The organism is Pseudoalteromonas sp. NBT06-2, from assembly GCF_002276045.1.
Classification (GTDB): Bacteria; Pseudomonadota; Gammaproteobacteria; order Enterobacterales; family Alteromonadaceae; genus Pseudoalteromonas.
In genome coordinates this window covers 80,421-93,564 of record NZ_NQMR01000003.1, presented here as the reverse complement: position 1 = coordinate 93,564, position 13,144 = coordinate 80,421, and the positions used below count along the sequence as shown (strand labels likewise).

10 protein-coding genes are annotated in these 13,144 nt (G+C 36.5%); 3 read left to right on the top strand and 7 right to left on the bottom strand.

Annotation, left to right across the window (positions count from 1 at the left end; translation table 11 throughout):
- Positions 1–299 precede the first annotated feature (299 nt).
- Positions 300–2,690 carry a TonB-dependent receptor gene (locus CJF42_RS00905; RefSeq protein ID WP_095364862.1) on the top strand — a complete coding sequence of 797 codons (2,391 nt, stop codon included), beginning with the start codon at positions 300–302 and terminating at the stop codon, positions 2,688–2,690.
- 810 nt (positions 2,691–3,500) lie between these two features.
- On the opposite strand, the gene CJF42_RS00900 is transcribed toward CJF42_RS00905, so the two are convergent.
- Genes CJF42_RS00900 through CJF42_RS00890 form a run of 3 tightly spaced genes read right to left on the bottom strand, consistent with a single transcriptional unit; the run spans position 3,501 to position 7,105 of the window.
- Positions 3,501–4,364 (bottom strand): hypothetical protein, encoded by an 864-nt coding sequence (locus CJF42_RS00900; protein ID WP_095364861.1) that lies wholly within the window; start codon positions 4,362–4,364, stop codon positions 3,501–3,503.
- Between the two features lie 2 nt (positions 4,365–4,366).
- A complete protein-coding gene (locus CJF42_RS00895; RefSeq protein WP_095364860.1) occupies positions 4,367–5,476 on the bottom strand; it encodes a nuclear transport factor 2 family protein in 1,110 nt (369 codons plus the stop codon).
- An 18-nt stretch (positions 5,477–5,494) separates the two neighbouring features.
- A complete protein-coding gene (locus tag CJF42_RS00890; RefSeq protein WP_095364859.1) occupies positions 5,495–7,105 on the bottom strand; it encodes a sodium:solute symporter family transporter in 1,611 nt (536 codons plus the stop codon).
- 244 nt (positions 7,106–7,349) lie between these two features.
- On the opposite strand from CJF42_RS00890, the gene CJF42_RS00885 reads away from it, so the two are divergent.
- Positions 7,350–8,360, top strand: coding sequence for a nuclear transport factor 2 family protein (locus CJF42_RS00885; protein ID WP_095364858.1), 1,011 nt, complete (start codon positions 7,350–7,352; stop codon positions 8,358–8,360).
- 62 nt (positions 8,361–8,422) lie between these two features.
- On the opposite strand, the gene CJF42_RS00880 is transcribed toward CJF42_RS00885, so the two are convergent.
- A complete protein-coding gene (locus CJF42_RS00880) occupies positions 8,423–9,388 on the bottom strand; it encodes a nuclear transport factor 2 family protein (RefSeq protein ID WP_141235447.1) in 966 nt (321 codons plus the stop codon).
- A gap of 177 nt (positions 9,389–9,565) precedes the next feature.
- Here CJF42_RS00880 and CJF42_RS00875 point away from each other — a divergent pair, with 177 nt between their 5' ends.
- Positions 9,566–10,576: an ester cyclase gene (locus tag CJF42_RS00875; protein ID WP_095364857.1), complete on the top strand. Its 1,011-nt coding sequence runs from the start codon at positions 9,566–9,568 to the stop codon at positions 10,574–10,576.
- A 42-nt stretch (positions 10,577–10,618) separates the two neighbouring features.
- On the opposite strand, the gene CJF42_RS00870 is transcribed toward CJF42_RS00875, so the two are convergent.
- From CJF42_RS00870 to CJF42_RS00860, 3 genes are read right to left on the bottom strand one after another with little or no spacing between them, the layout of a single operon-like run.
- Positions 10,619–11,386 (bottom strand): HpcH/HpaI aldolase family protein, encoded by a 768-nt coding sequence (locus CJF42_RS00870; RefSeq protein ID WP_095364856.1) that lies wholly within the window; start codon positions 11,384–11,386, stop codon positions 10,619–10,621.
- Positions 11,387–11,414: 28 nt separating this feature from the next.
- Positions 11,415–12,122 (bottom strand): alpha/beta fold hydrolase, encoded by a 708-nt coding sequence (locus CJF42_RS00865; RefSeq protein ID WP_095364855.1) that lies wholly within the window; start codon positions 12,120–12,122, stop codon positions 11,415–11,417.
- Positions 12,123–12,136: 14 nt separating this feature from the next.
- Positions 12,137–13,144, bottom strand: coding sequence for a LacI family DNA-binding transcriptional regulator (locus tag CJF42_RS00860; RefSeq protein WP_095364854.1), 1,008 nt, complete (start codon positions 13,142–13,144; stop codon positions 12,137–12,139).

Below are 13,144 nucleotides of genomic sequence, written 5' to 3'. Positions count from 1 at the left end.
TAATAACTATGAGTTCTTTAATTTTTGACTTGTTTAATTATATTAAATTCCATTATTTTTTAATTGTTTACGTTGTTATTTTGTGTTTTTTCGTTTTTAGCTTGTTATAAAACGCCTGTGTTTGTTGTAAGTTTTTTGATTTTATGTCAATAAATTGTTGTTTTTATTCCCTTGACAATAAAATGATTTCGAAGTACAAATGTGCATGGGTAAAATATAATCATTAAAATACACTCATAACAAGCAACAATTATAAGAATGTGCTTAATACTATGAATAGAATGAAAGGGGATTTATACATGAAGCCAGTCACACTACGAAAACACTCAAAAACGTTAATCGCATTAGCAGTAACACATATTTTACTGGGGCAATCAGTTTTGGCAGAAGAAGCAAAAACTGAAGAAAGCAGTAAAAAAATAGAACAAATCATGGTTACTGCGAACCGTCATTCACAAGATATACAAGAAGTTTCTTCATCTATCACTGTTTTAGGTGCTGATGATGTTGAGCGAGCTGGAATAATTGATATAACGGGTTTACAACAAACAGTCCCAGGACTAAAAGTTGGTAGTTCAGGTGGCGAAGTTAGACCTGCGATGCGTGGTGCTCGTACAAATGAAGTGGGTGTTGCTGGAACTGGTATCGCAGAACAAATCGTTGGTATTTTCCAAGATGGTATTTATGTGCCAACGACAACGGCTGGAATGGGGGCTTTTGTTGATATTGAACGAATAGAAGTATTACGTGGGCCACAAGGCACGTTATATGGCCGAAATACATTTGCTGGTAGTATTAATGTAATTACAAACAAACCAACAATGGGTGAAGTTGAAGGGGGAGTTAAAGTTACAGTAGGCGCTTACAATCGTAGTGCGTACGAAGGTATTTTAAACCTCCCCTTATCTGATGATTTAGCAACGAGAGTTGTTATTGCATCTGATCGTCATGACGGTTATATCAATAACCATTTTATTCCAGGTCCATCTGATGATTTACGTGAAAAAAATCAATTTTATTTACGTTCTGTAACACGATACGAACCAAGTGATGATTTTAATGCGACGTTTCGTGTAGATTACTCAAACAAAGATGCCAATTCTGAAGCTATTTGGGGTTATCAACAAATCGCTGGTTACTCTCTAACAGAAACAAGTCCAGGTTCTGGTGTATTTAGCCCAAATGCGACGGTAACTCCGGGTCATATTTATCAGCCAGGTGATGTGCAACGCGATGATATTGGACCATATGATGTTTATCGTAATGCTTTATCTATGGATAAACAGGAAGCATTCTCGGCTACAGCTGTTTTTGAATGGACAGGGGGTGATATTGCCGTTAAATGGACTTCAAATTATTCAGAGTTAAGTGGTAAGCAATTCTATGATAATGACTATAGTGATGGTGGATTAGATTTTGTCGGAGGCTTTGGTAGACAAGATGATCAAAAAACATTCTCTTCTGAATTACAATTAGCTTCAAATGATGATAGCCCGCTACAGTGGATTACAGGTATTTATTATTATGATCAAGAAGCAGATTGGGAATGGGTATGGCGTGAAGATACAACAGGCAACGGCACCCCTGACTCTCTTACAATACCAAGTTGGGGTAACCCAGATTATGACCCACATGAAGTAGAATCAGTAGCAGTATTTGGTCAATTACGTTATGAGTTTTCAAAAGACTTACGTCTAGTAGGTGGTTTACGTTATAACAAAGATGAAAAAACCTTTACTGGCAATAACATACCTGATTGGGATGACTCTGCAGTATTATGGAAAGCTGCATTTGAATACGATCAAAGCGATGATTTAATGCTCTATGCGAGTGCTGCTACTGGATATAGAACAGGTGGGGCTAATGATGCCCGTGTCGTAGCCCGTGGTGCGGATCCTTTATATGATAATGAAGATGTTATTTCTTATGAAGTGGGTATGAAAAGCAGTTTACTTGATGGTGCGATGCGTTTAAATATATCTGCATTTATTAATGAATACGAAGATGTAAAAGCTCAGTTGTTCGCTGTCGCGTGTAATGATAGTACTTCAGGACAAACAGTACTTCAATGTGTTGAAGCTGGAACGAATACAGGTTTCGAATATTATGAAAATGGCGGAAATATAGATACCTTAGGTGTTGAAATAGATATGCAATGGTATCCAGTTGATAACTTAACACTCTCTGGAACATTAGCTTGGCTAGACTCTGAATTTTCAGATGATTTTGCTGTAGGTAATTCTCAATTACGACCATTACTTGGATTAGGTAATATTGAAGACCGCCAAGACATAAATGACAATAATAGTCAATTTAGCTTCGCTGGTTGGTCTCCTGCTATGTCTCCAGAATATAGCCTTGGTTTTGCGGCGACTTATGAAGTTGATTTAGGTAATGATTCATATTTAATACCACATATTCAAGTTAACTATTCAGATGCTTATTATGCATTTGACCTTAATATACCTGAAACTAAAGTTGATGCTCATGCAATGATTGATGCTCGTATCAGCTGGGTAGTAACAGAAAATATACAAGTTGATGTATTTGTTAAAAACCTAACTGATGAAGCTGTCTTAACGCGGGCAGTTGTTCATTCGCAAATTGTAGACTCTAAGCCTGTTAATTCAGTACAAGCTAACTGGAATGACCCAAGAACATGGGGTGCTAGTTTAAAATATACTTTTTAAAATATAACTAAGTACTCATTGCAAACCGCAGTGGCCATTATGGCACTGCGTTTTTTTATATTTAATAGTTTTATACTTTATTATATTGCTGTTATGAAAAAGGCGATATATCTTACATAGTTGATGCTGTGTCAATATTCAAAACTCGAGATATTTTACATTCATTTGGAAAAGCATTAAATGCAGGTGAAATGTTGTTTTGCCAAGGAAATATCACAATATTGTATTCGCATGCTTATGGTGTGAAGAAGAGTTATACAAAGTCGCTCTCAATTATCAATAATATACTTCAAGATGCAGGATTCAGTTGTTGATGGGATAAAATATAAAGCGGTATTTATTAATTAGATCTGATGTTAGTTATAGAAAGAAGCTAACAAGTGACTGAAATTTGTGTTTATACCCAGCCACTTCAAGATGCGAGTTTCAAGACTGCTAAGAACTAGGCGCATCTTTGTATTAATGGCTTCTCCCTTGAAATAAGATGGACCGGGAATATCTCCTGCATTGCTCTAGTACCCACATCCATGCAGGCAACAACGAACATGATTTGCTCAGAGTCCCCGATGGGTTGATTTATAAGCGCTTTGGGCTGCGTTATTGATCTTGAAAAGGGAATAATCTATTCTCTGCAATTAATGTCTTGCCTAAAGTGTTTCTAATTCCAACTGAATTCTGCATCTTAAAGTGGTTTGGGTATATACAAGTATGATAAATAGCTTATTCATTAATCAATTTATCACACAAGGAATATAAATCTTGGATTTAACTAAAACTTAATTAAATCCAAGTAGAGAGGGTTGAAATTATTTAAATTACTGGATATGTCAGCTGAAATCGTTTACATAAAGACAACCAGTCAATTTGTAATTGCTCTTGCACAATGACATTATCTTTAATCGTTATAAAAGATAGAACAGGAACACGTATACGTTTTATATCCCCATTGAGCAAATAATCTCCCTCTATTTGCCACTGTATCGCGACCGTATTTTGTTGTGAGTCATAACATATGTTTTCAATTTGGCAATAACTTCGATTAATGCGGTTATGCATATTTATATGAAATGTTCTGAGCGATTTATAGCCATTACTATTTCCTAAACCTGCAATATTAATTTTGCTTTTTGCATTATAAATTAACTCAAAATCTGCAAATTGTTTTTCTTGCCAAATATGCCACCATTGATTTAACAAAGCCTCTGTGTCTTCTGGTAAATCGCAGAAATCACTTGGAATGGCATGATAACTTTGCGGGTGTAATTGGTGGTCAAATTGGCTCAATTGTAAGGGATCAACAGCAGGTAGCTGCTTTATTAATTTACTCACATCTTTATGTTTAAATTGAGTTGAAAGTAGGCTATCAACAATGCAATGCAACTTTTTAATATGCGTTTGATTATGTTCAAAGAAAAATGATAAAGAGATAGATCTATTGGCTGAATCTGCCGCTAGCTCAAAATATAAGGCACTAAATTTATCACTTTTAACGGTTTGTTGGTTTTTTAATTGTAAAAATCCAAACTGCTGTAAACTTTTAAGCCATTGACTTTCAATTTGCATATGACCATAGGCCGTAAAATCGTGCTGCTTCCATGAGGTGCTATGAAGAATACTTGAGGACAATTGAGCAAGATCACCCTTAGTATATAATGCTATTAATTTGTTAAACATGTTTAAGCTCCTGACTCAGACAATGTAATATTCGCGCCTGATTCTCTGATCATGTTGGCATACAAGGCGATTTCATCAAATACTGTGATTTCTTTAATAATTTTTTGATTTCTAACACGCAAATGCGAACAACCCAGTACAAAAAATTTGTTACCTTTCAATGATGCTAGACGTTTACTCTGTGGGTTATACGTACCTGAAATAGACCATCGAATAGCAATATCAATGGTATTTTCATCAAATTCAACTTCGGCTAAGTGGTCAACAGTCATTTTTGCATCAGGGCATTGAGACAGCCACTGTATCAAGCTACCACTAATTTGTGCTAATCCAGTCGATTGACGGCCACCAGGCCATTGATGTGAAGCCGCAACATGGTAAAAATCTGTCAAAGTAGAAAATTGTTTTTGATTAAATAATGTTTGTGTCCATGATTTAACAAAGCTTTCAGTGTCCCACTCCTTTGATGTTACTGTTAGATCTATTCGATGTTTTATGCCACTTACACGCTTATACTCACTATCAAACCAATTTTTAAATGTTGGATCTGGTTCTAATTGTGCAAAGCTAATTGCGGCATCAATTAAATCGATACCAAGTTGATTGATTAAAAAGCTGTTATCACGTACTAACCATTCTTTGACTATTTTATTTTCGAAACAAACACAGTCAGCAATTGTTGTTACTCTGCCAGTTTTGTGTGTTGCTGAACCAAACTCAGAATTACCAGTATTTGTCATGATGCTGGTTATTAAGTGAGATGAATAATAACTGTCATCAGCTTCAGCTTTCCAGATCACATTTTCACCGATTAAACTCCGATCAGGGAAAGCAGCGATAGTTTTTAATGTATTTTGAACTACTTGTTCAACACTTTGAGAATAACCCCCTAAAGTATATACAGGACAAACATCAGCGTAATATTTGTAGCATAGACCGATATTTTTTTGTTCCCAAATTCTATGCGTTATACGAATGATATAATCAACAATATCAATAAACTCGTCGTCAAACCCTATCAGATCTTGTGATTTTTTTCCTACTGGTTTTAGTAACTTAGCTAGCGGTTGCCAATATATTTGAGTTACTGGTCTATCTTGTTCTGAATTCATATTACTTACTCGCTGCTCTTAAATAAATTGCTCAAAGGAGAATAAAAATATTAATGTAAAAATAAAGAAGGCGAATAGTGCGTAGCACACCTTATCTACTTTACCTGGCACTAAATACCAGCCATTTTCAGTTGTTGGTGAACCGCTATCAGCAAAAGCTTTTATTTGACCTTTAATAGTGTAAGGTGAATAACTTTTCTGTTTTCCATCAATTGCGATACTGGCGATAATAGTTACAAAAATATTTACGAAGGCACCTATGGCTGCATACCAAGGCCAAGCGACATCTGTATAAATAGCTGTGTAAGCAACTGCAATAACACCAACAAAAGTCCCTACTAATAAACCGCGTTCACTTGCATGTTTAGAAAAGAATCCTAGAGCGAACATGCCAAGTTGTGCACCGACAAAGTACGAACCTACTTTGCTTAATACTTCTAAAATGGAGCCTGTACTATGTAAGTGATACATAATTGCAGGAAATATAATGACAGCAGCCCAAAATACAGTGAATACACGAGAAATAAAAAGGTAATGACTACTACTTTCATTTGGTTTGAAGTATTTTTTATAAAAATCTATGGTTGATACAGTTGATAAAGAATTGAATGCAGAGTCTAAGCTAGACATAGATGCAGCCATCACTGCTGCTGCAATAATCCCCATTAAACCGGGCATGCCATAATCAGCCGCGAACTCTAAAATAATGGTATTTTCATTGTCGAATGGTTTGCCTTGGTAGTAGTTATAAAACAAGATCCCCATGATAATAAAGAAAAAATAAACAAAGAAAGCAAGAAAGCCCATTAATAAATAGGACTTTTTAGCATCACCAATATTTTTAGCAGCTAATGTACGCTGCACCATCATTTGGTTCGTGCCGTACACTGTAATATGATAAAGCGTCATTGCGAGTATACCTGACCATACTGTTGTAACATTAGTAAAATCAAAGTCGAAATTTAGAGGATTAGTTTTACCCTGAGCTTTTAGCTCAGCTAAGCTCTCCATGACAGGAGTCGTACTACCATCAATGAGTGCATACATTATGATGCCAGCACCAATAAACAAAATACCTGATTGAATAACATCGGTCCAAATTACTGCTGTGATCCCACCTAACACGGTATAAATTAAGGCAATAATTGTTACTATGATAATACAAGGGATTTCAGGAATACCTGTAATAAAGCTCAGTACAATCGCTGTGGCGTATAGCACTGCAGCTGAACTCATGGTTTGAGATATTAACCAAATCCCAGAAACCAAGCCTCGTGCTTTTTTACCAAAGCGTTTTTCTTGGTATTCATAAATGGAGGCAACGCCTGCATTGTAGAAAAATGGGAAGAAAAATGTGATTACCGCAATAATCACCAAAGGGTAATTTAAATGAATCGCGATTACCGACAAACCATCTTTATAGGCCCATGCTGGGGCACCTAAAAATGTCATCGCACTGACATAAGTCGCAATAACGGAAATACCAATTGCCCACCAAGGGGTTTGTTTTTGTCCTAAATAAAAATCATCAGCAGTGTTGACTTTTTTACTGATCACAAATCCAAGTAACAAATTAGCTAAAATATAAACAATTAAAATAGTCCAATTAAGGGGTCCAAACTCAGTCATTTTTACATCTCTTATTATTTTCAGTCTGAAGTATAATTATATAACAATACAAATTGACTTCGAAGTCAAATAAAAATAACATTGTTTAAAATTTAATTAAAGAAGTTGTTGCATAAATAATGAGGCTTTTGAAGTTGGTTGCTTAGAATATCGTATTTGATTATTTAAAAGTGAGCATGTAAAAATATAAAAACTGACTTCAAATGCAATAATAGAATAGTAAATAAAAATTGGTGGAGCCAACATGAGTACCGAACAACAAAATAAAGAACTGATACTTGAATATTACCAAGCAATTGAGCAGGCAACACCAGAAACAATAGGCGATGTATTAACTCAATATATGAGTGAAAATTGTCAATGGTATGGTGTACATCCTTTTAATGAACAAAAGGGGCCAAAAGCAGTCAATAAGGCTTTTTGGCAACCATTTATGCATTCCTTTAAGCATATACAGCGTCGTCAAGATGTATTCATGGCTGGAGAAAGTGGACAAAATGGTGAAAACTGGGTAACCAGTATGGGCCATTTTATGGTGCAATTTGATCAAGATTGGTTAGGGATCCCTCGTTCAGGAAGAGTTGCGATGATCCGTTATGCTGATTTTAATTGTATAAAAGATGGAAAAATTATTTGTTCTGGTTTTTTCTGTGACATTATCAGTGTTATGCATCAAGTTGGAATTAATCCGTTGCCACAATCAACAGGACACTCGTTTATATATCCAGGTCCACGTACCCATGATGGCATTCAATTAGACGATAAATCACCTGAAGAAGGTGAAAAAACCATGAAAATTCTTAACCAGATGATTGATGACTTATCGCAACTAAATCAAACAGCGAATGACAATTACCCACCAGAAATTTTAGAAAAAACGTGGGCAAAAGATATGGCTTGGTATGGACCAGCAGGCATAGGTGCAACTTATACTATCCCTAAGTTTCAAGAGCAGCACTCTTACCCATTTAGACAAGGGTTAAAAGATAAAGTTTTTAATGGACATATTTGCCGATATGCAGAAGGTAATTATGCGTGTTTTTTTGGCTGGCCTAATTTAACAAATACATCTATAGGTGGTTTTTTAGGTTTACCGGGTGCTGAAATACGGGCAGATATGCGTGTGGTAGATGTTTATCGTCGTGAAGGGGATAAGTTAATGGAAAACTGGGTACTAATTGATATTCCATATTGGTTAAAACAGCAAGGTTTAGATATTTTGGAACGTAGTAGAAAAATAAATAACCCAAGCTAAAATAGAAATTGCATTTGTAATAAAGATAGCAGCACAAGTGGGCTGCCATTTTTATTTGTTTTTTATTTTCCTTTAAACTGTTGTTTCATCATTGTAAATACATCAAGACCCATTTGCATGCACATATCTATAATGTCTATGGCTACCCAGTTTTCTTTGAGGAGTTCACCTTCTCTTCGCCATATATCCATTACTCTAAGTGACAACTCTTTATTACAAGGTGGGAGACCTAACCAGCCGCCAAATGAGTGTGTGCCATGCATATGTGGCCAGCCACCAGTTGCAACGTAGTTACCATTAGCAATAAGAGTGGCTTTATGATCAACGCTACGATCTGGGAAGCTAAATACAAATGGTTTTTGATGATTCGCTCTAAAGCCTTCAATACCGCGAGTAGTGCCAATAGCGGCTGGTCCATACCACATAAAGTCACTGTGCCAAAAGTTATGCAATTGCATACTTTTTAATGACTTTCCATCAAATTGGCCTAATTCATCTAACATGTTAAGCACAAGTTGTTGAGACTTCTCTGATTCAGAATCTCTTACTTGTGTTCTAATTAAACCGTCCATAGTTGATGGCGGCATAATCAGTCCTTCATGACCTAAGCTTTTTCTTAAAGGGTTCACACCAGCTTGATTCATCGCATCTATAAAATCTAAAATAATAAAACACGTATTAATTTTATTATTATCTACTTGCACTAACTCTGTATATCGTAAATATAGGGTTCTATTAGTCGCGGGAATTTCAAATAAATCTTCAGAAAATGTACCTACAAAATATCCTGTGCTTGCAATCCATTTTTGGCCTTTATATTCATTTTCAATATTGATAAAGGGTTTACGTTCGATATCGGGTAACGAATGGTGTAAAGGTTTCCAAAATTGTTCGAGCATTTGTGATTTATTTTGCAGCTCATTAATTGGTGCACTCACGAACCATTTTACATCTTCACTTATATAATCATTGGCTTGATCTGCAGATGATGTGAGCCGTAGGTATAGTTTATCTATTATAGTTTTCAATTTAATTCCCCCATTAGGTTATTTTTACTTGATTTAGATATATTTCAGCGTACCATTGAGTGACTTCGAAGTCATTTGTTATTTTTAATTAATTTTAAGCACTCAGTTGACGTTTTAACATTAGGTTGGAATGAAATAAATTGATGAAAACATATATAAAACTGAAAGAGGAAAAAGATGAGCGACCTATATTCTACACATAAATCATTGCTTCAGCCGTTGCAACAAGCATTATTCAATTTTGAATCTAGTCAAGTTTTAACTCAGTTGAATAAAGTATTAGATCCTGAGGTCGTTGTACATCTCTGTTTTCCCTTTGAAACCATGAAAGGGGTAGAACAGTTTTATGAAAGAGCTTATGCTCCTTTATTAAAGGCTATACCCGATTTAGAGCGGCGAGAAACAATTGTGATGTCAGGCAGTTGCGAAGATAAAAGTGAATGGGTTGGTTTTTGTGGCTATTATACTGGTAGTTTTGAGCAAGCTTGGCTTGAAATTCCTGCAACAGGGCATCAAGTCGCCATGCGGTTTCATGAGTTTTATCGTATAGAAAATAATAAAGTAATAGAGATTCAAGCGATTTGGGATATTCCTGAAGTAATGATGCAAGCTAGCGTATGGCCTATGGTACCTAGTTTAGGTCGAGAGTGGCACGTTCCAGGACCTTCAACTCAAGATGGTTTAGCGATTGAAAATAAAAACTCGACACATGCAAAACGCAGTTTAACCTTAGTGAGCAATATGCTAAGTGGTTTGGGGAAATTTGCTTCAGGTGGTGTTGAGGCCATGCAATTAGAAAAGTATTGGCATCAGCGTAGTAGTTGGTATGGGCCCTCGGGGATTGGTACAGGTCGTGGCATTCAAGGTTTTAGAAATTGGCATCAAATTCCATTTCTGAGTGCGATGCCTAATCGTACAGCCAGTGTTGAGCAAGGGTATATTTTTGCTGAAGGCGATTATGTCGGTTTTACTGCTTGGCCTGGTATGTCTATGCATATCAGTGATGGCGGTTGGCTTGGTATTGCTCCTGCAAATCAAAAAATTACCATGCGCAGTTTAGATTTTTGGCGTTGTGAAAATAACATGATCAGAGAAAATTGGGTATTGGTTGATTTACTTCACGTTTACCATCAACTTGGTGTCGATGTATTGGCGAGAATGAGAGAGTTTAATAAGTCTCGCCGTTAAAATTTTATTGTTGAAATAATTAGGCGCCAATCATGGCGCTTTTTATTGATTTTTTGCAACGGCATCCGCAAAAATTTGTTGTAATTGTTGTGCGCCACTAAGCATAAAGCCATGATCTGAACCTAATAAAAATAAACTCACTCCTGATGCAATCCAATGAGGTAGTTCAGTCAGGTCTCCCACGAACATGCCACAATTTTTACCATGTTTTTGAGTTGATGTGACTATTTTCTCAACTGCTTTGAGTACATCAGGGTGACTTGGGGTCGTTTGCTTTAATGCGACGGTTAAATCCATTCGACCAATAAAAATACAGTCAATGCCATCAACCTGACAAATGGCATCTATATCATCTACTGCTTCAAGATCTTCAATTTGTGCTATCACGCAAGTATTACTTTTATTAGCAGCTAAATTACCGGATAATTCATGTGTGGTGTAACCTGCAAATCGTGTTGAACCAGCGTAGCCCCTGCCATCGGGTCCAAAAAAGCTTTTTTGCACTACACTTCGTGCATGCTCAGCACTTAAAATATGTGGTATTACAATGCCATCAGCTCCAAGATCAAGTGCGTTTAAAATCGTGGCGTTTTCACTATCGGGTATACGCACAACAATGGGTTTATTTTGAGACTTTGCCGCTAATATGCTCGTATCTATCGCAGCACGATCAAATGGCGCATGCTCTGCATCTAGGCATAATAAATCTAAACTGGAATACGCTAATACTTCAGTATTGTGAAAGTGTGGTGTTTTAACAAAAGTGCCAACTAACGGTGTTTTTTGGGCTAAGCTTTGCTTTAAGTTCATGACTATTTTCCTGTTTAACAGCACAAAGTTAATTGTTATTAGATAAATACCATTGAGATAAGGCATTGGATACCTTGTCGGTTTGTTCTAGTGGGGAGAAATGTCCACAATTGCCAAGCAGTATTAAATCACTGTCTGGTAATGCTTTATGCATTTCAAGTTGATGTTCTACAGGACAAATATTATCTTGTAGTCCACCAATGATTAAAATATCGGCTGCCAGTGCTTGTAATATGTGTAAGCCATCGGGCCTGTCTTCAATAGCCATTACCTGTGCTGAAAAACAGTCAGTACCTAAGGTAAGTGCCATATCAATAATTAATTTTTGCCAATCAGACCTTTGTTGATTTAAATAATTAGGCATAAATACGTCTTTGATCAGAGATAATAGCTCACCAGATTGTGCCTGTTTTATCTGAGATGACCTGTTCGCTTTTCTGTGTGGTAAATCTGCATGGCAATTAGAATTAACCATAGCAAGTTTAGCAATAAGGTGGGGGTGTGTTTTTGCAACTTCTAACGCAACAATGCCACCCATAGAAAAACCTATTATAGCTACAGGTTGTTTATGTGTCGCTTGAATTACTTTATCTGCCATTTCAGACAAGCTCGTTTCATTGGTAAATTGCACAACCGATACGTTATCGGTGAATTGTTTAAGATGTAATATTTGTTGTGTAAACATTGCCTCGGTACATAGGGTACCAGGCAATATAAGTATAGGTAATGTGCTCATGATTAATAACCAAATTAAGGTCGCCTAACTGAGTTGCCTTTGATTAACATACCTGTTAATACACGGGCTTCAGGTGGTGATTCTGGGTTTTCTATACGCTCTATTAGCATGTCAACAGCAGCTTTAACAAGTTGCTCAAGTGGTTGCTTGATCGTTGTTACTTGATAGCTAGACCAAGATGAAGAAGCGTAACCGTCAAAGCCAACTACTGACATATCATTCGGTATATGAATTTTGTGATTTTCTCTGGCTTCATCAATAACGCCTACCGCCATGCTATCGTTACTACATATAATTGCATCCGGAGCAGGGTGTTTTTTTAGCCATTTGGCTAAACAATCTCTACCTGACTGATATGAATAATCACCATATAAAACAGAGACATGATTTTCATCTGACTTTTTTAATAAATTCAGAGCTATTTCTCGGCGTTCATTAGCAACATCAGAGTCTTTTGGCCCAGACAATACTAAATAATTTTTTGGTTGATTAATTTGCAGTTCGGCAATAAGTTGTTTGATCCCTAATTCGTGATTACAACATACTGTATTTGCCATCGCATCAGGAACATTTCGGTTATAGAGCACTACAGGTATATTATGCTGCTTAAATTGTGCCAGTCGTTGGCTTTCAAAATGCGCAGCAAGTGCAATGACACCGTCGACCTGAAATGTCCTGATCTGTTCAAACAAATCGTCTGCACTTTCGGCGTCATCTAAGGTAAATAATAAAACGCGTTTATTACGAGCCGCAAGTTGTTTACTCACTTGCGAAAGTACTTCAGGGTAATTGATATTTGCACGTGATGAAACAATAACAGCCACCATACCTGACTGTTTGGTGATCAGCATTCGCGCAATAGCATTAGGCCTATAGCCCATTTTATTCGCTGTTTCCATTACTTTATCACGTGTTTTTTGTGAGACACTCAGTCCCGGACGAAAAACGCGAGATACAGCTGATTGTGATACACCGGCTTCACGTGCTACATCATAAGAAGTTACTTTTTTATCTTTATTCAA

What these genes read in the sequence shown, in the direction of transcription:
- CJF42_RS00905 (WP_095364862.1), top strand. Translation starts at nt 300, where the DNA reads ATGAAGCCAGTCACACTACGAAAACACTCAAAAACGTTAATCGCATTA.
- CJF42_RS00900 (WP_095364861.1), bottom strand. Translation starts at nt 4,364, where the DNA reads ATGTTTAACAAATTAATAGCATTATATACTAAGGGTGATCTTGCTCAA.
- CJF42_RS00895 (WP_095364860.1), bottom strand. Translation starts at nt 5,476, where the DNA reads ATGAATTCAGAACAAGATAGACCAGTAACTCAAATATATTGGCAACCG.
- CJF42_RS00890 (WP_095364859.1), bottom strand. Translation starts at nt 7,105, where the DNA reads ATGACTGAGTTTGGACCCCTTAATTGGACTATTTTAATTGTTTATATT.
- CJF42_RS00885 (WP_095364858.1), top strand. Translation starts at nt 7,350, where the DNA reads ATGAGTACCGAACAACAAAATAAAGAACTGATACTTGAATATTACCAA.
- CJF42_RS00875 (WP_095364857.1), top strand. Translation starts at nt 9,566, where the DNA reads ATGAGCGACCTATATTCTACACATAAATCATTGCTTCAGCCGTTGCAA.
- CJF42_RS00870 (WP_095364856.1), bottom strand. Translation starts at nt 11,386, where the DNA reads ATGAACTTAAAGCAAAGCTTAGCCCAAAAAACACCGTTAGTTGGCACT.
- CJF42_RS00865 (WP_095364855.1), bottom strand. Translation starts at nt 12,122, where the DNA reads ATGAGCACATTACCTATACTTATATTGCCTGGTACCCTATGTACCGAG.